The following is a 20,777-nucleotide window of genomic DNA, read 5'->3' as shown; positions in this document are numbered from 1 at the left end:
GGGGAGTAGATTATCACTTATAGGCGTGGTCTAAAATCCTAGAACCACATCACAGACCCGTATTGGGTAAGTAGGGTAATATAACGACAGAAAGTACCAGCAACTGCAGGGATGCGGTTAATTCACGATGCTCTATCAAGCGTAGCCAACCGTGTAAGGTTGGCTTGAGATCCAAAAATACAGCGACGATTACAGCCGCGGTTAATGCTAAAGTAACATTACCATGGGATGCATATGCACCTAAAACTAATGTCAACAGCATCGCGATCGTCGTGGTAGCGCTTAGATTACCGGAAAGTTTTGCGGTACGCGCGTAGGACACTGTTAATAATAAGGAAAGCCCTAATACGGCCGCGACCAGCGGCCAAGGCCCGAAGTTTGGTTGTAAATGACCGAGCACTCCTCCGAGCAATCCTGTCAATGTGAAGGTACGTAGGCCTGCTACTCGGCTGCCCTCGGGCAATTCACGATCGTGCCATCCTCGTTCTAAACCAATGAGCAGGCCGATGGCAAGTGCTGCAATAAGACCTGGTACCTCTGGTGGAAGAAAAGAACTCTCTATCATAACTTTTTATTTCGCAGGCGAAGGGCATTCGTGATGACTGAAGCTGAACTCAAACTCATAGCCAAGGCGGCAATCATCGGTGACAACAACCAACCGGTAAATGGATATAGTACGCCAGCCGCGATAGGGATACCCAAAGCATTGTAAAGGAAAGCAAACATGAGGTTCTGTTTCATGTTGCCGACAGTAGCTTCCGAAAGTGAACGGGCAACAGCAATCCCTCGTAAATCTCCCTTGACCAGCGTAACTTGGGCACTATTCATTGCAACATCAGTCCCGGTTCCCATAGCGATACCGACATCAGCTTTAGCCAAGGCTGGTGCATCATTGATGCCATCACCAGCCATAGCCACGATGCGACCTTCCTTCTGCAATTTGCTGACCAGTTCTAGTTTATCTGCGGGTTTGACTTCGCCATGTACCTCATCAATGCCTAGACGTGCTGCGACTGAACGGGCAGTGGTGAGACCATCTCCTGTTGCCATCACGATACGTAGACCCGCTTCCTTCAGGGTGGCAAGTGCTTCTGGGGTATTTTTTTTGATGGGATCGGATACTGCAAGCAGACCGGCCAATTCACCATTGATGGCTAGATGCATCACACTTGCACCTTCCGAACGCAGCTCTTCGGCTTGCGGAATCAGAGATTGTACCGAGATACCCAATTGCTCCATCAGTGCTGTGTTGCCCAAAGCTAACTGACGATCGCCCACTTGACCTCGAACACCAATCCCTGAGCCCGATTCAAAATTATCTGGTGTTTCAAGAGACAGGCCACGTTCGTGTGCTGCGTTTACAATCGCTTCGGCTAGCGGGTGTTCACTGCCTTGATCAAGACTGGCGGCTAAACGTAATACTTCAGATTCGTCAAAATCTGATGCGGCAACTACACGATCGAATACAGGGCGTCCTTCAGTTAACGTACCTGTTTTATCGATGATTAGTGTGTCAATCTTGCGTAGATTCTCAATGGCTGCTGCATCACGGAACAGCACACCATGAGTAGCACCTTGACCCGTCGCAACCATGATAGACATTGGAGTTGCCAAGCCTAGTGCACAAGGACAGGCAATAATGAGTACTGCCACAGCATTGATTAATGCATAAACCCAGCTTGATTCTTCTGGGCCGAATAGTCCCCATCCAAAGAAGGTAAGCAAGGCAATGGTCACTACAGCCATGACGAACCAACCTGCTACCTGATCAGCCATACGTTGCATTGGTGCTCTCGATCGTTGAGCTTGCGCCACCATCTGTACGATCTGGGATAACATGGTACTTGAACCAATTTTCTCTGAACGCATGATCAATGAACCATTGGTATTCAGGGTAGCTCCAATGACTTTATCGCCGATACGTTTAGTGATAGGTAAAGGTTCACCTGTCAGCATCGATTCATCCACTGAACTACTTCCTTCAGTGATTACACCATCCACAGGCACTTTTTCACCTGGGCGAATTCTGAGTAAATCTCCTACATGGACATGCGTTAGAGGAACATCTTCTTCAGTTCCATCAGGCAGGATTCGGCGAGCTGTTTTAGGAGCGAGCCCAAGGAGTGACTTAATTGCAGCAGAAGTTTGCGAACGTGCTTTTAACTCCAATAGTTGTCCCAGTAGGGTCAATGAAATGATGACCGCTGAAGCTTCAAAGTAAACAGCGACACGACCCATGGAAATAAATGAGTCTGGGAAGATTTGCGGTGCAATGGTTGCGACCACACTATAAATAAATGCAGCTCCAGTGCCCAAACCAATCAGCGTCCACATGTTCGGGCTGCGATTCACAACCGATTGCCAACCCCGGGAAAAAAATGGCCAACCTGCCCAAAGTACAATTGGGAGTGACAACACCAGTTCAATCCAGCTCTGAACAGCCATATTGAACAGGTTCATTTGATGACCAAACATCGCCAAAAAAGTCACGATGATGGTCAATGGCAGTGTCCACCAGAAGCGTCGGCGGAAATCACGTAACTCCGGATTCTCATCTTCCTCTAATTCAGGAATGAGTGGCTCCAGTGTCATTCCGCATTTAGGACAGTTTCCAGGATGATCTTGCCTGATTTCTGGATGCATTGGGCATGTATAGATGGTCGTACCTGTTGTGCTTGCCGCATTAACGTGTTGAACAGTCTGATGATGCTGTGTATGTGCATCGGCAGTCGTCGTTGCGGGTTTAGCGATATATTGCACCGGGCTGCTATGAAACTTTGATTGACATTTATCACTGCAAAAAAAGTAAGTTTTCCCCTTAAATTCCTCATGGTATTTCGATTCTTCAGTGACGGTCATACCACAGACTGGGTCTTTCAGTACGTCTGTTGTAGCCTGTGCCATATGGTCCTGGTTATGATTTTTTTGATCTGACATAAATAATTCTCTTATGGTAAAGTGGTTTTATGGCCGAATTTTGGAATAAATCTCGGAGTCTGTTGAGCATAGCTGTCATAGACAGCGCCAAACTGTTTACTCATTTCAGCCTCTTCCTTAATTGCCAAGCGGCTGTACATTAAGAGTAGGATTGGAAACATAATCAGTGTCAGTAAAGTTGGCCATTGCAATAAAAAACCCAGCAAGATCATCACAAAAGCCACGTATTGTGGGTGACGTATACGTGCATAAGGGCCTGTGATCGCTAAAGAATGCTGACGTTGCGCGTTGTACAGCACGTGCCATGACGTTGATAACAGGTAAAATCCATAGCCCAAGAAAACGTAACTGGCGATATGCAAAATGCCAAAATGTGGATCACCTTTTTCACCTAATAGCGTTGACCACAAGTGACCTGCATTATGAGAAAGTAAGTCAAGTTGAGGGAAGCGAGTTTGAAGCCAACCAGATAACAGGTAAATGGTTAAAGGAAAACCATACATTTCGACAAATAGAGCAATGATAAAAGCCGAAAAGGCCCCAAATGTACGCCAATCGCGCGCAGTGGAAGGTCTAAAAAAACTGAAAGCGAACATGATAAAAACTGCTGAGTTAATGATAACCAGCGTCCATAAACCATAAGCCGATTCCGCATGATTCATGATGGATCTCCTGATAAGAGCTATTTTTTGTTATCAGATATATCGGATTTTTTTTGCTGCGAGTGGTTATGCCCATGACCACCATGCATAAAAATATGCATCAGTGGACACGCTAAAAGGAATAAATAAGGCAAAGCACCGATAACGTGGGCTAAATGTTCCGTTAATAGAAAATAAGCTGCGATACCACCCAGCACGATTAGACCAATGGCATAACGTGTAGACCAGAAGTTAGGTACTGAATTATTTTCTTGGTGTTGGTGATTCATGGTGCTTTCCCCTAATTCATGGGTAACTATTTAGTTGCTGACGGAGGCATACAGTCCATCATCATCTGCATCATGGATTGCATCATGTCCATACGTTTTTCCATCATCTGCTGACGGTCAGCCATATTTGCATTCATGCTTTGGCTGCCCATCTGTTTCATCATACTCATACCTCCTTGCATGAGTTTCATGTGCTCAGCCATAAGTTTCTGACGTTCTTGTGGGGTTTTTGCAGCCATCATCTTCTCATGCATGGCTTGCATCGCCTTCATGTGTTGATCCATTGCAGCCATTTTATCTGTAGCAGTGGTGCTGGTAACTGTTTGCTTAATTGTTACTGCAGATGGTGCTGTTTTTTCAGGGTGGTGATCTTTGTGTTCATCGGATTGCTGTGCAAATGTATTCAATGACGCGGCTGCGATACATAAGCCCAAAAAAATGTTTTTGAATTTCATCATAATTTTTTCCTTTAAATAATTTGGAAGTAAAAGCTATGTTTTAGTACTGAACAGAGTCTAGGAATTTGACTACTAAACTGATGAAATTTTTGGTTATTCTCTGTCTCTCTTAAAAATTTTAGCACTATTAATTAATTATTTTTAAAAATGACAAAAATGTAATTTTGAGATCTTCTCGAAATATATAGTCTATGCTGAGATGACAAAAATTTTATTTAATATTAATCTTTTAAAACTATTAAAGTTGTTATGATTTTATGTGCTTAAAAAAAATAAAAATGAAATGATTAGATGACTCCAAGGCTAGTTAGAGATACATTCTTAATGTAATTTACACTGTTATTACTTTAAAGAAAAAATACAGTTGATCAAAATAGTTTTTTATAGAAAAAAGGGTGGATAATTTAATTATTAAACTTATTGGTATATTTATTAGATAGAAGGTAAAGAAGATTATTTTTAATATTAGGGTTTATAATCCAAATTTCAGAGTAAGGAATCTACTACTTATATAATAGAGATTCCATCTCCAAAACAGTACTACTGTATGAATGAGTTGTATTCAATGCAGGGAAGAATGTAGATCCTTAATACTAACGGAAAATTATTTTACTGAATTTTCATGTAAAGACTCATTTAATTGATCAATCACTGTCGTCCATTCACCATCAGAGTGTAGTTTTTCTTCTAAAAAATGACGTTGAGCATCAGTCCAAAAAATTGCTTGTGTTAAAAAAACATCTCCAGCTAGCTGATGGCTCTCTATGAATTTTGCAATTGCTTCTTCAGTAGAAGCTAAACCAAGCTGTTCAAATAATTTGGTCATTCTTGGACGTGTTTGAGTCATGTGCTTAGCCCACAAATTTATATTAGATCAAATTAAACATAACATGTTTATATTTAAACTAAAATATAAAAAATTAAATAGCTACTATTTTCTTAGACAAATGATTACTACATTTCATAAATCAACCACCTACATAATTTGTTTGTTAAATGATCATTATTTTTCAATAAGATTATTTTAATAGTTAAAGATTTTAAATTTTAAAAATGACAAAAATGTAATTTTGAAGTCATCGCTCTGTTTCTGTCTCTCACTAATAATTGAAATATAAGAGGAGATGATGTGGTCTCATTAAATATAGATTTTATAAAGTCATCTCTAATGAACTAACGAATCAAGAGGAAACGTAAATGAAATTATTTCAAAATAAAATGACTGCTCTACGTAATGTTGTAGTAGCTGCAACGATGATTGTGGCTACTACAACTACGTTCGCACATGTGAGTTTAGTGAGTGCGATTCCTGCGGAAAATGCATCTATCCTTAGTCAACCAAAGAACTTGACCCTTAACTTTGGTGCAGAGGTTATGTTGATGAATATTAAGTTACTGGATGCTCAGCGAAGAGATGTTCCTTTAAAATATAAAGTTACTCATGACTTAAAGAAATCCTTTGATGTCGCTCTTCCGAAACTGAAAAAAGGTAAATATACCGTTGTCTGGACAACAATGGGGAAAGATGGTCACAACATGAATGGTGAATATAGTTTCACTATCAAATCAACTAAATAAGAATTGATTACCTTTCAACATGTCAGTGAGGTGCTGGCATGTTGTTCTAGAATGGACAAAAATAATGATTTCTGAATATTGGATGTGGGCCACTTGGTTAACTAAGGTTATTTTATATTTAAGTGTAGCTTTTGTCGTTGGTGGAGCCTTTTGCTATTTTTTACTTAGACAATATCTTGAACTAAAAGAATCGATTCTTAAATATATTACAATTGGCGCTGGATTAGGCCTAATTTCCAGTACCTTGGGATTTTTTATTCTGATTGGTAGTTTTGCCAATACTGGTATTACAGGTATGGTGGACCCCACGTATATTAATATATTGGTTAATACTCCGACGGGGTATATAAACGTTCTTCGTTCTATTAGTTTTGCTCTTTTACTTCTTCTCATGGTGGTTAAACTTAACAGGAACAAAGGTCATTTTTCTATAATTGAAAGTTCAATATTTTGTGTTTTACTTCTCCCGATTATTTTTAGTTTTTCCCAGCTCGGACATGTCGCTAATTTAACCTTACTTGCTCAAATTTTATTATCAATCCATATTCTAGTTATGTCGTTATGGATGGGGTCTTTATATCCGTTATGGAAAACCAGCCGGGAAATAAGTGGTTTACCTTTAAAAGATCGCATGCATGTATTTGGACGTATTGCTGCTTTCATTGTTGGGATATTAATCGCCTGTGGCGCTAGTGTAGCTCTTCTTTTAATTAAAGATTTTAATACCTTAATCAATACTGCATATGGCTATGGTTTCATGGTTAAAATGTTTTTTGTTATAGGTATTCTACTTTTAGCTGCCTTCAACAAATGGTATTTCACCCCGCGTCTTCAACATCCTAAATTCGCTAAATACCTTAGTCATGCCATTTTATTTGAGATGTTATTAGGTCTATCAATTCTATTAACAACAGGCTATATAACCACTGTCGTGGGTATTGAATAAGAGAATTTCAAAATAAGGGAATTGAGGAAATTTAACATTACTGCATTTATCTTTTGTAGCTGAGCAATAAAGTTTCTACTGGACTGCCAACTTACGACAATCAGAACAGTAAAATCGCATCATGAGGCATTATACATAAAGGTAGTCACCGGTTTTTAGCTTATCTTCAACCCATAACGGTCTCATCTATTCAGTTCACTACCATTGATTGAAATAACTAATCTTATAAATTTCAGAGTGATCGTAGATGACAAAAATGTCATTTTAAAGTCACATTAATGTTGGTTAAGTACTTTTACTGTAGTCATTAGAACACTCTCCTTGGAATACCCTGAAGAAAACTGTAAGGTTGTAAACAGACCAAGTTACAGCGAGTAACTGATTCAGAAAAAGGCTGGTTGTATGGTGAAAGTTTAGAGTTACTGTTCTAATGTTTTAAACAAATGTTTTGTTAAAAAGGAGCAACATATGAAATTTCACATCGCTAATATGACTTGTGGTGGTTGTGCACGCGGCATTACTACCGCAATTAAAGAGCTCGACTCGAATGCCTCACTCGATATTGATTTACAAAACCGTATTGTTGAAATCAACACAACGGTGAGTCAGGATCAAGTCATTGCCACTCTCAGTGAGCGTGGATTTACAGCTGATCCTGCTTAATCTCTGTTAGAGTAACAGTGGGAATTCCTTACCACTTTTACTCTCTCTTATTTTCCTCATCGTACAGATAAAACCTGTACTTGCTTGAAATAAAAGTAATCCCTGAATTCCCCCTAATCTTGGTTCGAGCTGATCTTCGCATATAGAACTCAGCATATCTAAATGATAGAGATCGTATATGAGTACCGAAATGACTGATACGCCACACTACAGTGAAACATTAGAGATTGAGGGGATGACATGTGCTTCTTGTGTAGGCCGTGTGGAAAAAGCTTTAAAATCTGTTGAGGGTGTTGAATCGGCTCATGTAAATCTGGCTACCGAAAAAGCAGTCATTTATGCGCATCAACCACTTGATCGCGCTACTTTAATTAAAGCCGTAGAAAAAGCAGGCTACGAAGTGGAAGCGCTGCAACCAATAGAGCTTACGATTGAGGGTATGTCATGTGCTTCTTGTGTAGGTCGAGTAGAAAAGGCCTTAAAATCTGTTGAGGGTGTGGAATCAGCTCATGTAAATCTGGCTACTGAAAAAGCGACTATTCAGGCAAGCTCATCTGTCACTCGTGACTCGTTAATTCAGGCTGTCACCAAAGCAGGGTTTGAAGCAAAGTCAGTTCATCAAACTACGGAAAGCTTTCAAGATAAAAAAAATATTGAATTAGAAAAACTTAAAAAAGATTTAATTTTGTCAGTCTTATTGACTCTACCCGTTTTTATTTTAGAAATGGGATCACACCTGATTCCCGCCTTTCATACGTTTATGATGGATAACATTGGCCAACAAAATAGCTGGTTAATGCAATTTTTCTTGACCACAGTAGCATTAATTTTTCCAGGCCGACGCTTCTTCAAAAAGGGCATCCCAAGTTTATTCCGCTTAGCACCAGACATGAATTCCTTGGTGGCTGTAGGAACATTGGCTGCTTATCTTTATTCAGTGGTTGCTACTTTCTTTCCAAGTGTCCTGCCACAAGGCACGGTCAATGTTTATTATGAAGCTGCAGCGGTTATTATCACTTTAATTCTATTAGGTAGATTTTTTGAAGCCAAGGCAAAAGGCCGAACGTCTTTAGCAATTCAACATCTAGTTGGAATGCAGCCTAAAGTTGCCAGAATACAGCTCAATAATCAGGTGATAGAAGTTCCGATTGCCGAAGTTCAAACAGGAACGATTGTAGAGATTAGACCAGGCGAGCGTATCCCTGTCGATGGTGAAGTTATTCACGGCCAAAGTTTTATTGATGAATCCATGATTACTGGCGAGCCTATGCCCGTTGAAAAAACGATAGGCTCTACTGTGGTAGGAGGAACAATTAACCAAAGTGGCAGCTTAAATATCAAAGCCACCTCTGTTGGTAGTTCATCAGTGCTTTCTCAAATCATCCGAATGGTTGAACAGGCACAGGGTTCCAGGCTGCCTATTCAGGCATTGGTTGATAAAATTACCATGTGGTTTGTACCTGTAGTAATGGGTCTCTCTCTTTTAACTTTTATTACTTGGTTTATCTTCGGCCCTGAGCCAGCCCTAACGTTTAGCTTAGTTAATGCAGTTGCGGTACTCATTATTGCATGTCCTTGTGCAATGGGACTTGCAACGCCTACATCAATCATGGTGGGAACTGGGCGTGGTGCTGAAATGGGTGTTTTATTCCGTAAAGGGGAAGCTTTGCAGCTGCTCAAAGAAACTAAAGTGGTTGCTGTTGATAAAACAGGGACCCTGACTGAAGGGAAACCAATTTTAACCGATCTGCATGTCTTAGAAGGGTTTGAATACAATGCCGTACTTTCACTTATGGCAGCCGTTGAATCAAAGTCTGAGCATCCTATTGCTCGAGCAATTGTACAAGCCGCTATAGATAAGGAATTAATTCTGTCTCCTGTTGCTGATTTCAAGTCAGTCACGGGCTATGGAATAGAGGCAACGGTGTCTGAACATTTGGTTCATATTGGTGCAGATCGATATATGGAAAAACTAGGTTTGAATCCTAATGTTTTTTCTCAATTTTCGGATCGTTTGGGAGAAGAAGGAAAAACCCCTCTCTATGTTGCGATTGACCAGAAACTTGCTGCCATTATTGCTGTAGCAGATCCAATTAAAGAATCAACATTTGCTGCAATTGAAGCGTTACATCAGTTAGGTTTAAAGGTTGCCATGATTACAGGTGATAACCGTCATACAGCTCAAGCGATTGCAAAAAAACTAGGTATTGATGAGGTTATTGCAGAAGTCTTACCAGAAGGTAAAATAGAGGCCGTTAAAAAATTAAAAAATCAATATGGTAAACTCGCATATGTTGGAGATGGCATTAATGATGCCCCTGCACTTGCAGAAGCAGATATTGGTTTAGCGATAGGTACAGGTACAGACGTAGCTATTGAAGCTGCTGATGTGGTTTTGATGTCTGGCAACCTGAAAGGAGTGCCGAATGCTATCGCTTTAAGCAAAGCGACTATAACCAATATTCGTGAAAATTTATTTTGGGCATTTGTTTACAATGCAGCTCTGATTCCTATTGCAGCAGGTGTACTTTATCCGCAATTTGGACTGCTACTTTCTCCTGTATTTGCTGCTGGTGCAATGGCTCTCTCGTCAATATTTGTACTAGGAAATGCTTTACGATTAAAACGTTTTAAAGCCCCCCTTGCAATTATTTAACCATTTTTTATATACATTGGCTTTGTTGCACAAAGATTTGAAATGCAAAGCGCCCCTAATTGAGCCAAATTTAAGGCGTAACTTGGGTAAGTGGTCGACCTAATTCCGTAAATCTGTTAAGGACTGCCACACGTGCATGGATCTCATTGACTTGGCTATCAAAACTCCTTGCACTGAGTTTATCTCCTAATAATTTGATGCAATGCATCTTAGTTTCAACCAAACTTCGCCGATGATAGCCTGACCATTTTTTCCATAATGTCCTGCCTAAAGTAAGCGTCCGCTGAACACACCTTCTGAATTCATCCTATAAGCCTTAATTTAGTCCCCACTTAAAAACAAGTGGGGACTAAAATTTATGACTACAAATCACCAGACATCCATCGCATCTCTTGCGAAAAAACGAAGAACATACAGTGCTGAATTTAAACAGCAGATCGTTCAGGCTTGTAAAGCACCGGACGTTTCAATTGCTTCGGTCGCTTTGCAACATGGATTGAATACAAATCTTGTATCCAAATGGATTCGCTTAATTGATGGTAAGCCAGGGAATGATCGCTCACCACTACCGAATAAACCTGCATTTATTGCCTTATCTTGCTCTACACCATTAGATCCTACTCCTACTGACATGTTAACGGTTCAAATTACTTTACCCCACTCAAAAGCAGAAATTGGCTTGAAATGGCAAGTATCAGAAATATCTGCTTTAGCAGAATTACTCAAGGCACTTGCAACATGATCCGCATTGATGAAATCTGGCTTTCTACCCAACCTCTGGATATGCGAGCAGGGATGGATACTATCATGGCTCAGGTGGTGAGAGCCTTTGGCTACATCAAACCGCATTGTGCTTACCTGTTCTGTAATAAACGTGGCCATCGCATGAAAGTGCTGGTACATGATGGACTGGGCATCTGGCTGTGTGCCCGGCGGCTGGAACAGGGAAAATTCCACTGGGCGCAGGTTCACCAGGGTGAAAGCATGGCGATCAGTCCGGAACAGTTACATGCACTGATCCAGGGTTTACCTTGGCAGCGCATTGGACGACAGCAGGTGGTGACGATGCTCTAAACTAGGCTGGTCCATTCTGCTATTCTCCAAACGTTCTATTTCCTCTGCGTCATGACCTCAGGCATACTGCGGTCATGAATACGCTGCCAGACTTAAGCCAACTGACCCATGAACAACTGCTGGAATTTACCAGACAGTTGGCAATGCAGCATCAGTCTCTGGCACAATCAAATCAAGAATTAGAAAAATCAAACCAGCAATTGGATGCCAAAGTTCAACATCTTTCTATTCTCACTCAAAAATACGAGCATGAACTGGCGCTGTTTAAAAAGCACAAATTCGCCCAAAAGAATGAACACTTAACGGCAAAACAAATCCATCTGTGGGATGAAGCGGTTGAAGAGGATATCGCAGCAGTTGATTTGGAATTGGAGCGGCTGAATGCAGATAAAACCGATGCAGCGACAGAGAAAGCCACAGTCAACAAACCTAAACGTCGACTGCTGCCGGATCATCTACACACCATCCGTATTGAGCATGAACCTGCATCAACCCAATGCAGTTGTGGCTGCCAGTTACGTCGTATCGGCGAAGATATCAGTGAAAAACTGCATTTCAGACCGGCACAGTTCTATAAGGAACAGCATGTGCGTGGCAAATGGGTCTGTGATCAGTGTGACACCCTGACTCAGCAAGCGATGCCCGCCTATGTGATTGATAAAGGCATTGCTTCACCTGAACTGCTCAGCCATGTGCTGGTATCGAAGTATGCCGATCATTTGCCGCTGTACCGTCAGCGCCTGATCTATCAGCGGGCGGGCATTGATCTGTCCAGATCTACTTTATCTGACTGGATAGGTCGCTGCGGTGTAGAACTGGAGCCTCTGGCCAATGCCTTAAAAGAGGTGGTGCTGCAACAGCGGGTGATCCATGCCGATGAAACGCCGGTCACCATCATGCGGATGGGTGATGATGAGAAAAAACCGAAGAAAGGTTATGTCTGGGCCTATGCCACTACACAGTACAATCCAGTTCAAGCGGTGATCTATGACTTTCAGGATAGCCGTTCAGGTCAGCATGCAGAAGAGTTCCTGAATGGCTGGCAGGGCCATCTGGTCTGTGATGATTACAGTGGTTATAAAGCACGCTTTAAATCAGGCGATGTCATTGAGGTGGGCTGCATGGCGCATGCACGTCGTAAATTCCATGAGCTACATGTGACTGGGAAAAGTCAGATCGCTGAACAGGCATTACTGATGATTCAGAAACTGTATGCGATAGAAGCAGAACTCAGGAAAAAGACCGATAGTACAGCAGAACACCGCCGCGAATACCGACAACAGCACAGCCAACCGGTGATGCAACAACTGTATGAATGGCTCAACCAACATTATCTGACGGTGCCATCGAGTTCTCCAACCGCCAAGGCCATCAATTACAGTCTGAAGCGTTGGCCAGCCTTAAGCCGCTATCTGGATGATGGCAATCTACCCATTGACAATAACTGGGCAGAGAACTCAATGCGTCCCTGGGCATTGGGCCGTAAGAACTGGTTGTTTGCAGGTTCGCTGCGCAGTGGACAGCGAGCGGCAAATATCATGACTTTAATCCAGTCAGCAAAGCTGAATGGGTTGGATCCGTATGCCTATCTCAGTGATGTGCTGAAAAGGCTGCCGACGCATAAAGCGACCCAAATAGAAGAATTACTACCACATCGCTGGAAATCCAACTCAAATTAAAAAATAGGCATGGGGTTCAGCGGACGCTTACTGCCTAAACGTTTAACTGTTCGAAGTAATTCATTTCGCTCTAGCGAGCTACTCTTTGTATCTTTCCATGGTTTCGCATTTTTTCTAGGTGGAATCACCGCATGCGCTTGCCGATCTGCAATGACCTGACGGCATTGCTTGGTGTCATAAGCTCCATCGGTATAAACAGAGTCAATCCGCTCATCTTGTGGAATCTGATTAAGTAAATCACCAAGCACCTGTGAATCACTGACATTATTGGTTGTAAGCTGAACTGCTCGTATTTGTAGGGTTTTAGCATCTATACCAATATGAAGTTTACGCCATTGGCGACGATATTCAGGTCCATGTTTCTTGCGTTTCCATTCGCCCTCACCTAGAAACTTCATGCCTGTAGAGTCCATGAGTAGATGCAGCCCATCGCTACTTTTTTGGTAGCTGATTACAATATCAATATGCTTTTGTCTTCTACAAAGCGTGGTGTAATCTGGAGCTATCCAATTTAATCCGCAAAGTTTAATCAGACTTTACACAAAGCCAGTGACCATACGTAAAGACAGACGGAATAAGGATTTAATCATTAAGCAGCATTGGATGACTGCGTCGGAGTAGGTTTGATTTCGCCCTTGTTTACCGATGGACGGAGCATACCATTGCGTAGCAGGATCAAACCAAATGGCAATATTTCCGCGACTCATGAGTGCTCGGTTATATGCGGGCCAATTGGTTATGCGGTAGATTTTGTGTGCAGGCTTCTTCATTTGAAAATTATATCGCTGAAAAACCCTTTACAGATAGGTTTGTGCAACAAAGCCATCCACGATTCATATTCAATCCCATGACTTTAAAGCGCAAAGCGCAAAGCGCAAAGCGTGTTGCAGATGCAGCTCTTATTCCGAGGAATTTTACACTGGTATCGCCCGCCGATAGAAACACCAGATCCGGCAGTCAGGACGTAAATAACCATTCCTCCAGTTTAAATAAAAAAACCTGCAGATTCGATGCAGGTTTTTTTTAGAGATAATCAATCGCGTCTTATTTGGCTTTACGCTCTTTTTCAATCAGGTAATTCACCACCTGAATTACTTTGGCATCATTGCCCTGCACAATATATTTACCATTCACGGTCACCGCTGGTACACCGCTTAACTGATATTGAGCAGTCAAATTTTTTGCCTGAGCAATTTTTGACGAAATCGGGAATGATTTATAAGTCGTGTTAAATTTCTCTTCAGAAATACCATAACGGGTATAGAACTTGGCCAATTGTGCCTGTTCTAAAATTGGACGCTGCTTGTCATGAATATCATGGAATAACTGTAAATGTGCTTTTTGACGCACACCCAGGGCTTCTGAAACATAATAAGCACGTGCAGCCTGTTCCCAAAGCGGGTTCATTGCAGCAGGTGTACGTACAAAACGGATATCTTTGGGTAATTTTTTCAACCAGTCCTGCATATGCGGTTCCAACGTGAAACAGTGACCACAGCCATACCAGAAGAATTCACGTACCTCAATTTTGCCCGGTTTTTCGACTTTGACTGGTTTTGCGACCACCTGATAGTCCTGACCTGCCACAAAATTGGCCATAGCATTGCCTGAAAAGGCCAAAACAGATGCGGCAACAGCTCCTAAAAGGAATTTTTTCATTGGGATTATCGTCCTCTAAATCATTATGCTTAGTGTATGGGTTCACTATAAATCAATTATGCCGGTTCCGTTTTCATGCTGCGAACTTTTGTGCTATCAGAACCGCTACATTAAAGTATGCGACTGATTTTAAGTCAGTTAATATGGCCATTCGACCGCTATGTGTTTTTAGATAATCACAAAAGTTAAACTTTGAGTAATAAAAACGGTTATAATTTCTACGATTAAAACGTAGTGGTCAAACCTACAGTAAATATTAGCTTCTTACTATTCTCTTCAGTAACAGCCGCGTGGCTCTGAGAATGATCTTCTGACATACAATAGTTTCCTTATTCTATTTACGATTAGCTGAGAGACTTGAGTAAGCCTCAATATTTCTGCTAAAAATTGCTTACTATAATTGGTCAAGAAGCTTTCTTTTCATTTATCCACCGGGACAATATTGGTAATAAAACCAACATAAGAAGGGTTGATGAGATAATTCCTCCAATAACCACATTTGCTAGTGGGCACTTTACTTTTTTCTCCAATTCCAATGCCTCCCTAACTAATTAGAGAGTTTTAAGCATTATTACATGAATCTTTCCAGTACTATTGTTGCAAATATACTAAGTTGCATATTTATTCCTGCCTATGTATAGGAGCATATGTAACCCTAAAGTTTAAAATAGTCTTTTCGGATTATTTAAAAATTTGAAAATGGTAAAGAATAAATTAAAAACAATAAATATATTTATCATTCGATTTAAAAAAATTAATTAATCTTAGTTACACCATACTAAAAATAACTAATTTTTAGTTTTCCTAGTTATATGTGCTTCATTATAATTTTGAATTAATTCTCTTCACACCCTTTGCTTTTTTCATTGTTAATTATTTCTAAATTTTTCTCTAAGAAACGAAGTCCCCCATCAGCAAAACTACTGGTTGAAAAAACTATAGTAAAAATAACTAAAACAATCTTCATATATATATTATTGAATCTAATCATATCTTGGACCAAAAAATAATTTCTTCATATACTAATTCCTAGATATATACACCTAAATGACAACCAAATTACAAATTTGTAATTTTGTTAAGGTTTGTCCTAAAAAAAATATATTAATACTATTTTAACAAAGATAAGTCGTTGCTGAAAAATTTGAATTGTAAGGGATTTAATTAGGCACTGTTGCAAATAGAGATTTGAGTCGATGATGTTCCCTTTAAAAAGTACTTAGAGACCGAAAACCCTGTTGATTAGACACACTTCACCCTGAGGCTGACCATAATAAAATGACGATGCTTGTCCTTTACGTAGTGCACGCATGACTTCAATACCTTTAATTGTGGCATAAGCCGTCTTCATAGATTTGAATCCTAATGTGGCCCTGATGATCCGCTTTAGCTTGCCATGATCACATTCAATCACGTTATTTTTATACTTAATCTGCCTGTGCTCAAGGTCTGGTGGACATTTACCTTCCCGTTTTAACCGTGATAAAGCACGTCCATATGTGGGTGCTTTATCCGTGTTGATCACTTGTGGAATTTGCCACTTCTTCACATTATTTAAAATTTTTCCAAGAAAACAATATGCTGATTTGGTATTACGTCTAGAAGAAAGATAAAAATCAATGGTATCGCCACGTTGATCGACTGCACGATACAGATAAGACCATCGTCCATTCACTTTTACATAGGTTTCATCAATATGCCACGAGCTCAGATCTGTAGGATTACGCCAATACCAGCGTAAACGTTTTTCTATTTCAGGAGCATAACGTTGAACCCAACGGTAAATAGTCGTGTGATCAACATTCACACCCCGTTCGGCCAGCATTTCCTGCAGTTCACGATAGCTAATGCCATATTTACAATACCAGCGCACAGCCCAAAGAATGATTTCGCCCTGAAAATGCCGACCATGGAAAGGATTCATATGCTGCACCTTTAGCTAAAACAGTCTTCAGCTTACCATTCGTGGTTATTTGCAACAGTGCCATAAAAACTGCCTAATCCTGGATCGTAGAGACTTCATTTTTGAGAAAACGGAAGACCTAAAAGGCTTCAATGGCATCCATTGATTATTCGCCAAAGCTAAACAAAACCGTGGAACATTGATTGTTTTTTGATCGTGAAACATGAAAAATCATAAAAAAAGCCCAATCGGGTGTGATTGGGCTATAAACTAGAAACTACAGCATTGATTTCTAAGGAAAATTATAGCACATTTCGTATAAGGTGTATTATGTTAATTTTAGGAACGCTACAAGATAGATTAGACTCGATTTTTTCTCTTTTTGAGATATAAATAACAAATCAACAGAAAACTAAGCCAAAATAAGTAGTCCAAGATAAAGTAGTGAAGAAGGAACTCATCTAAATCCCAAAAAATAAATAACACGCTTATATTGTTACCAGGTGAAGTGAAATCTCCATCAATTAAGAATACAAAGGGAAAACCTCCTGCAAGTCTATCTACTTCTTCCACCCTATCGACAACTATACGATTAACAGGGATATATCTCTGATAAAATAAAGATAATGATGTCAAAAGAAATGATAATATATTGATATACAATGTTTTTTTCAAAAATACACTTTTTATATTTTAAGTTAAAGATACTATTACTATACCGATTTTTATAAAATTCATCCCACTATTTAACATAATGGCTGTTATGCGAACTCGACTTGTAATGCAATTTGCATTACACTATTCCTAGTACATTAAATACTTGGGAAATATGATGGCTACTGTTAACTTCAGGATCGATGAAGCCCTTAAAGAAAAATCTTATTCAATCCTTAAAGAGCAAGGTATTGCACCTACGGATTTCTTCACTAGTATTCTTGAGTATGTTGCTACGACTGGGAAACTGCCTGTTAAAAAAGCTTTGCTTTCGGAAGAAGATGAAGAATTATTAGCTCTTGTCCGTAAGCGCATTAATGATCCTAAAGAGATGTTTGAGGAAGTCACATTAGATGACTTATAAGCTTTTACGTCACAAGGACTTTACAGCAGAATGGGAAAAACTCCCTGTTGCTATACGAGATCAATTTAAAAAGAAACTAGCCAAAGTCATAGAGCAGCCACATATTCCAAAGAATATGCTTAGAGGCGATCTTGCAGGTTGCTATAAAATCAAATTATTAAAAGCTGGTGTCCGACTTGTCTATCAAGTTAAAGATGATCAGGTAGTTATCCTGCTCATTACCGTCGGAAAACGAGCTGATAGCATAGTTTATGACGAAGCGAAAAAGCGAATTAAAGACTAAAAATGGGAGCTTAAAGCTCCCATTTTTGGCTTCGTATAAGGTGTATTATGTTAATTTTAGGAAAGGCTCTAGACTAGCAGAATGATTATGTTAGTCTAGAGCCATATAATTAACATTATTGAAGTATTTTACATGGCAATTTTTCGACATTCTTCTGCACACTGACGGCAAGCCTCAGCACATTTTTTACAATGATCATGTGAATGTTTTTCACACTCTTCCGCACAATATTCACAGATCTTAGCACAAAGCTCACAAATCTCTTTGAGGAAAGGTGAGTTATGTTGTTGCATACGCACACATAACTGACAAATATCTGCACATTCTAGACAACGTTGAATACATTCACGCATCATCTCTAAATCTTTTTCTTTTAAACAAGAAGTTGCACATTCAGTACAAATAAGTGAACAGTTTGTACATGCAGAAATACACTCTGAAAATTCCGTATTAATCATTTTTTACTCTCAATTTATATAATCAAAGAAATAATTAAAACATAATTTTTTTCTACTAATTATTTTAAATTATTAGTAAATGTAATACATAATGTTAATTTATATGAATAATGTTAATTTTAACTAAATCTTATTTATATTCCAAATTATTAAAAAACAGTTTTTAATTAGGATAGATGATCAAGTATCAAAAGCAGCTATTCTTAAAATAACTACAATAATTTTATCACTTTAAAAATAGATTTTCCCTCTATTTAACATAATGGCGGTTATACGAAATACACTTGTATATTAATATAAATATCAGATACTTAATGAAAACTTAAAAATCCCAAAATGCCTAAAAAGCCGACTTTGAAACAAGTCGGCTTTTTTATGAGCAGTTTTGATAGTTCTTGCCAATAAATTTGTTTAAAAAGTAGTCGATTTTGCAATTTTTTAAATTTTATCAATGCCTGTACTTCGGAAATTATCCGCAATTTCTGCGGATAAACCTTGGGGTAAGTTTTGAGCAATCTTGTAAGCCAAAGCTGACATGAATTAGGGATCATTGCGTCTATGTCAGTATGGGGATTTTTCATATGATGGGGACATAGAGAACAGGATGTTCCAACACATAAAACAATAATGATAAGTGCAACACCAGGACGTGAGATACGACAGGAGTTATACCTAAACACCCAATATGAAAAAGCCCGACAGGATGTCGGGCTTTTTTATTGCCTGTATCTTTTAGATCAATTTTAGAAAGCAACGATTACTTACAATAAATCACGTGTAATAAATAGTTTGATGGTATGATATGTATCAATGATATCTATTTTATTGGGAGGCAAATATGGAAACCGCTAAAGTTTTTCAAACAGGTCGTAGTCAAGCTGTCCGTTTACCTAAAGCATTTCGCTTTAATGGTACTGAAGTTGCTATCAAGAGTTTTGGCCGTGGTGTCTTATTAATGCCCATCGAAAACCCATGGGACATCATGTTAGAAGCAATTAACGAATTTGAAGTAGGATTTCAGCTTGAACGAGCTGATCAGGGTGAGCAATTACGTGAGGACTTCAAATGATTTACCTCTTAGACACAAATATTTGTATCTACGTGATCAATCATAAACCACAGCAAGTTTTTGAACGCTTTAAGCAATATCAGCTTGGACAGTTAGCTATTTCTAGCATAACCGCGTCAGAGCTGGCTTTTGGCGTTGAAAAGTCTGGATCTGAACGCAATAAGCAAGCTCTGAACAAGTTTTTATCACCCTTAGATATTTTACCCTACGATGAGCAAGCGATTTGGCATTACGCTAAATTACGTCAAGATCTCCAATCAACAGGTAAAACTATTGGTAGTTTAGATATGCTAATAGCAGCTCATGCCCTCGCTTTAGATGTTGTACTAGTCACAAACAACATCAAGGAATTTGAGCGTATAGATGGGTTAAAGTTAGAGAACTGGATCTAATTTTTAGCCCTTAAAAGGGCTAAATTTCGTATAGCACCATTATGTTAATTTTAGAAAAACTACATACTTTCATACATAAATTATTTTTCAAAAATATAATTTTTTTCCATATTTATAGGGCAAATAAACATATATTGCGCTTTAAACATTCCGTTTTTGTCCTTTTTAATTTTTTTTACGGTTTCTTTAGATTGCAATACTTGCTCCAAATTTGCTAATAAATCTATTTTTGCTTTATCTAGATCTTTATTAAACACGTTCAAATTATATTTTTGATAATTATTCATGGCATGCGTAATAGCATCTACATTACTTTTATTATTTACTATTACATCTGTAAAAAGTTCATACGCAACAGAACAATAATTTTTGAACATATCTTTATTTCGAGCTAAAAATTCTTCTTTTTCACCTGCACAGCCAGATTTGTCATAAACAAACTTATTTCTATAATAATCACTATCTTTTGGCGAATTTAAAATTACAATTCCATCTAAACTATACGAAAATAAATGATATCCAACATATCCTCCATAGGAGTTTTTAGCATTTACTTCACCACAAGCAACACTCTCACCAACAGAATTCTTTATTTCCCTTAATTTTTGAAATTTTGTAGAGTCTGGATCTTTCATTTCCTGTTTTACTTTACTTTGAACCATATCTAAAAATTTATTATTTTCAGCATAAACTGAATTAATTAAAAAAAAATTAAGAATGGTGAAGTATATTAATTTACTCATAAAGTCCTCATAATTTAACAATTTGCATAAGATGGCTGAATCTGTGGATGCTATTTTTTAGATTCTACCCAAAGTGAATACGTAGATTAAGCAAGTTATGACTGTACGCATTGATGCAGACGTTATGCAATCGCTTAAGGAAAAGGATATCAAACACGTATGAATAAAATCCTATGTAATGCAATGCTTAAAGAATTAAAAAGCCAGTACAACTGGCTTTTTAGGGCACTGTTGCAAATAACCACGAATGGTAAGCTGAAGACTGTTTTA

The 20,777-nt window shown here is 39.0% G+C and carries 22 protein-coding genes and 7 pseudogenes; 13 read left to right on the top strand and 16 right to left on the bottom strand.

Going from position 1 to position 20,777, the window contains the following annotated elements:
* Nucleotides 1–52 precede the first annotated feature (52 nt).
* The 6 genes and pseudogenes from ACO1B7_RS18030 to ACO1B7_RS18005 form a co-directional block, all read right to left on the bottom strand.
* A pseudogene (locus ACO1B7_RS18030) lies at nt 53–565 on the bottom strand (MgtC/SapB family protein); the annotation flags it as partial.
* Nucleotides 562–2,937, bottom strand: a complete 2,376-nt coding sequence (locus ACO1B7_RS18025) for a heavy metal translocating P-type ATPase (RefSeq protein ID WP_312329225.1) — start codon at nt 2,935–2,937, stop codon at nt 562–564. The gene ACO1B7_RS18025 and the pseudogene ACO1B7_RS18030, both read right to left, overlap by 4 nt.
* Nucleotides 2,938–2,948: 11 nt before the next feature.
* A complete protein-coding gene (locus tag ACO1B7_RS18020; RefSeq protein ID WP_004281871.1) occupies nt 2,949–3,599 on the bottom strand; it encodes a methyltransferase family protein in 651 nt (216 codons plus the stop codon).
* 20 nt (nt 3,600–3,619) lie between these two features.
* Nucleotides 3,620–3,868 (bottom strand): DUF2933 domain-containing protein, encoded by a 249-nt coding sequence (locus tag ACO1B7_RS18015; RefSeq protein WP_004695740.1) that lies wholly within the window; start codon nt 3,866–3,868, stop codon nt 3,620–3,622.
* Between the two features lie 26 nt (nt 3,869–3,894).
* On the bottom strand, nt 3,895–4,326 hold the full coding sequence (locus ACO1B7_RS18010; RefSeq protein ID WP_004695737.1) for a hypothetical protein: 432 nt from the start codon (nt 4,324–4,326) through the stop codon (nt 3,895–3,897).
* Between the two features lie 604 nt (nt 4,327–4,930).
* A complete protein-coding gene (locus ACO1B7_RS18005) occupies nt 4,931–5,173 on the bottom strand; it encodes a DUF2789 family protein (RefSeq protein ID WP_004281876.1) in 243 nt (80 codons plus the stop codon).
* Between the two features lie 350 nt (nt 5,174–5,523).
* Between ACO1B7_RS18005 and ACO1B7_RS18000 the strand changes: the two genes are divergently transcribed.
* From ACO1B7_RS18000 to ACO1B7_RS17985, 4 genes are all read left to right on the top strand, one after another.
* Nucleotides 5,524–5,904: a copper resistance CopC family protein gene (locus tag ACO1B7_RS18000; RefSeq protein ID WP_004681441.1), complete on the top strand. Its 381-nt coding sequence runs from the start codon at nt 5,524–5,526 to the stop codon at nt 5,902–5,904.
* A 64-nt stretch (nt 5,905–5,968) separates the two neighbouring features.
* Complete coding sequence (locus tag ACO1B7_RS17995; protein ID WP_423090457.1) at nt 5,969–6,850, top strand: copper resistance D family protein; 882 nt, start codon at nt 5,969–5,971, stop codon at nt 6,848–6,850.
* 468 nt (nt 6,851–7,318) lie between these two features.
* Entirely contained in the window at nt 7,319–7,513 is a 195-nt protein-coding gene (locus tag ACO1B7_RS17990) for a heavy-metal-associated domain-containing protein (protein ID WP_004281879.1), read from the top strand.
* A gap of 178 nt (nt 7,514–7,691) precedes the next feature.
* Nucleotides 7,692–10,169 carry a heavy metal translocating P-type ATPase gene (locus ACO1B7_RS17985; protein WP_312329228.1) on the top strand — a complete coding sequence of 826 codons (2,478 nt, stop codon included), beginning with the start codon at nt 7,692–7,694 and terminating at the stop codon, nt 10,167–10,169.
* A gap of 70 nt (nt 10,170–10,239) precedes the next feature.
* Here the strand turns inward: ACO1B7_RS17985 and ACO1B7_RS17980 are convergent.
* A pseudogene (locus ACO1B7_RS17980) lies at nt 10,240–10,440 on the bottom strand (IS5/IS1182 family transposase); the annotation flags it as partial.
* A gap of 87 nt (nt 10,441–10,527) precedes the next feature.
* On the opposite strand from ACO1B7_RS17980, the gene tnpA reads away from it, so the two are divergent.
* The 3 genes from tnpA to tnpC all read left to right on the top strand — a co-directional run bounded on the left by tnpA (nt 10,528) and on the right by tnpC (nt 12,922).
* Nucleotides 10,528–10,911 carry an IS66-like element accessory protein TnpA gene (gene tnpA / locus ACO1B7_RS17975; RefSeq protein ID WP_004733109.1) on the top strand — a complete coding sequence of 128 codons (384 nt, stop codon included), beginning with the start codon at nt 10,528–10,530 and terminating at the stop codon, nt 10,909–10,911.
* Nucleotides 10,908–11,243 (top strand): IS66 family insertion sequence element accessory protein TnpB, encoded by a 336-nt coding sequence (gene tnpB / locus ACO1B7_RS17970; RefSeq protein WP_005232274.1) that lies wholly within the window; start codon nt 10,908–10,910, stop codon nt 11,241–11,243. The genes tnpA and tnpB overlap by 4 nt, the downstream gene beginning before the upstream one ends.
* Nucleotides 11,244–11,317: 74 nt before the next feature.
* On the top strand, nt 11,318–12,922 hold the full coding sequence (tnpC, locus tag ACO1B7_RS17965) for an IS66 family transposase (RefSeq protein WP_423090456.1): 1,605 nt from the start codon (nt 11,318–11,320) through the stop codon (nt 12,920–12,922).
* A 32-nt stretch (nt 12,923–12,954) separates the two neighbouring features.
* On the opposite strand, the pseudogene ACO1B7_RS17960 reads toward tnpC, so the two are convergent.
* Nucleotides 12,955–13,692: pseudogene (locus ACO1B7_RS17960) on the bottom strand (IS5 family transposase); the annotation flags it as partial.
* A 99-nt stretch (nt 13,693–13,791) separates the two neighbouring features.
* Here ACO1B7_RS17960 and ACO1B7_RS17955 point away from each other — a divergent pair.
* Nucleotides 13,792–13,890 (top strand): annotated as a pseudogene (locus ACO1B7_RS17955) (TetR family transcriptional regulator); the annotation flags it as partial.
* Nucleotides 13,891–13,966: 76 nt separating this feature from the next.
* On the opposite strand, the gene ACO1B7_RS17950 reads toward ACO1B7_RS17955, so the two are convergent.
* The 6 genes and pseudogenes from ACO1B7_RS17950 to ACO1B7_RS17925 all read right to left on the bottom strand — a co-directional run bounded on the left by ACO1B7_RS17950 (nt 13,967) and on the right by ACO1B7_RS17925 (nt 17,159).
* Complete coding sequence (locus tag ACO1B7_RS17950) at nt 13,967–14,581, bottom strand: thiol:disulfide interchange protein DsbA/DsbL (protein ID WP_004281881.1); 615 nt, start codon at nt 14,579–14,581, stop codon at nt 13,967–13,969.
* Between the two features lie 177 nt (nt 14,582–14,758).
* Nucleotides 14,759–14,898, bottom strand: a pseudogene (locus ACO1B7_RS17945) (cation diffusion facilitator family transporter); the annotation flags it as partial.
* An 87-nt stretch (nt 14,899–14,985) separates the two neighbouring features.
* Nucleotides 14,986–15,102, bottom strand: a pseudogene (locus ACO1B7_RS17940) (hypothetical protein); the annotation flags it as partial.
* Between the two features lie 314 nt (nt 15,103–15,416).
* Nucleotides 15,417–15,548, bottom strand: a complete 132-nt coding sequence (locus tag ACO1B7_RS17935) for a hypothetical protein (RefSeq protein ID WP_265088282.1) — start codon at nt 15,546–15,548, stop codon at nt 15,417–15,419.
* 252 nt (nt 15,549–15,800) lie between these two features.
* Nucleotides 15,801–16,505 carry an IS6-like element IS1006 family transposase gene (locus ACO1B7_RS17930; RefSeq protein WP_001067784.1) on the bottom strand — a complete coding sequence of 235 codons (705 nt, stop codon included), beginning with the start codon at nt 16,503–16,505 and terminating at the stop codon, nt 15,801–15,803.
* A 339-nt stretch (nt 16,506–16,844) separates the two neighbouring features.
* Nucleotides 16,845–17,159, bottom strand: coding sequence for a hypothetical protein (locus tag ACO1B7_RS17925; protein WP_227554090.1), 315 nt, complete (start codon nt 17,157–17,159; stop codon nt 16,845–16,847).
* Nucleotides 17,160–17,316: 157 nt separating this feature from the next.
* Here ACO1B7_RS17925 and ACO1B7_RS17920 point away from each other — a divergent pair, with 157 nt between their 5' ends.
* Both ACO1B7_RS17920 and ACO1B7_RS17915 read left to right on the top strand, forming a co-directional pair.
* The gene (locus tag ACO1B7_RS17920) at nt 17,317–17,562 is read left to right on the top strand and encodes a type II toxin-antitoxin system RelB/DinJ family antitoxin (RefSeq protein WP_000246755.1); all 246 of its coding nucleotides are present in this window, start codon (nt 17,317–17,319) and stop codon (nt 17,560–17,562) included.
* Nucleotides 17,552–17,845 carry a type II toxin-antitoxin system RelE family toxin gene (locus tag ACO1B7_RS17915; RefSeq protein ID WP_000221358.1) on the top strand — a complete coding sequence of 98 codons (294 nt, stop codon included), beginning with the start codon at nt 17,552–17,554 and terminating at the stop codon, nt 17,843–17,845. Before ACO1B7_RS17920 ends, ACO1B7_RS17915 begins: the two co-directional genes overlap by 11 nt.
* Before the next feature lie 128 nt (nt 17,846–17,973).
* On the opposite strand, the gene ACO1B7_RS17910 is transcribed toward ACO1B7_RS17915, so the two are convergent.
* A complete protein-coding gene (locus tag ACO1B7_RS17910) occupies nt 17,974–18,303 on the bottom strand; it encodes a four-helix bundle copper-binding protein (protein ID WP_004641881.1) in 330 nt (109 codons plus the stop codon).
* 838 nt (nt 18,304–19,141) lie between these two features.
* Here ACO1B7_RS17910 and ACO1B7_RS17905 point away from each other — a divergent pair.
* On the top strand, nt 19,142–19,372 hold the full coding sequence (locus ACO1B7_RS17905; RefSeq protein ID WP_104427085.1) for an antitoxin: 231 nt from the start codon (nt 19,142–19,144) through the stop codon (nt 19,370–19,372).
* On the top strand, nt 19,369–19,764 hold the full coding sequence (vapC, locus tag ACO1B7_RS17900; protein WP_086185555.1) for a type II toxin-antitoxin system tRNA(fMet)-specific endonuclease VapC: 396 nt from the start codon (nt 19,369–19,371) through the stop codon (nt 19,762–19,764). Before ACO1B7_RS17905 ends, vapC begins: the two co-directional genes overlap by 4 nt.
* Nucleotides 19,765–19,844: 80 nt before the next feature.
* On the opposite strand, the gene ACO1B7_RS17895 is transcribed toward vapC, so the two are convergent.
* Nucleotides 19,845–20,507: a hypothetical protein gene (locus ACO1B7_RS17895; RefSeq protein WP_423090455.1), complete on the bottom strand. Its 663-nt coding sequence runs from the start codon at nt 20,505–20,507 to the stop codon at nt 19,845–19,847.
* Between the two features lie 85 nt (nt 20,508–20,592).
* On the opposite strand from ACO1B7_RS17895, the pseudogene ACO1B7_RS17890 reads away from it, so the two are divergent.
* Nucleotides 20,593–20,711 (top strand): annotated as a pseudogene (locus tag ACO1B7_RS17890) (BrnA antitoxin family protein); the annotation flags it as partial.
* Nucleotides 20,712–20,777 lie beyond the last annotated feature (66 nt).

The sequence above is a fragment of the Acinetobacter lwoffii genome (genome assembly GCF_049367455.1).
Taxonomy (GTDB): domain Bacteria; phylum Pseudomonadota; class Gammaproteobacteria; order Pseudomonadales; family Moraxellaceae; genus Acinetobacter; species Acinetobacter lwoffii_W.
The sequence above is the reverse complement of the archived record's forward strand: the minus strand, read 5'-3'. Positions and strand labels throughout refer to the sequence as shown.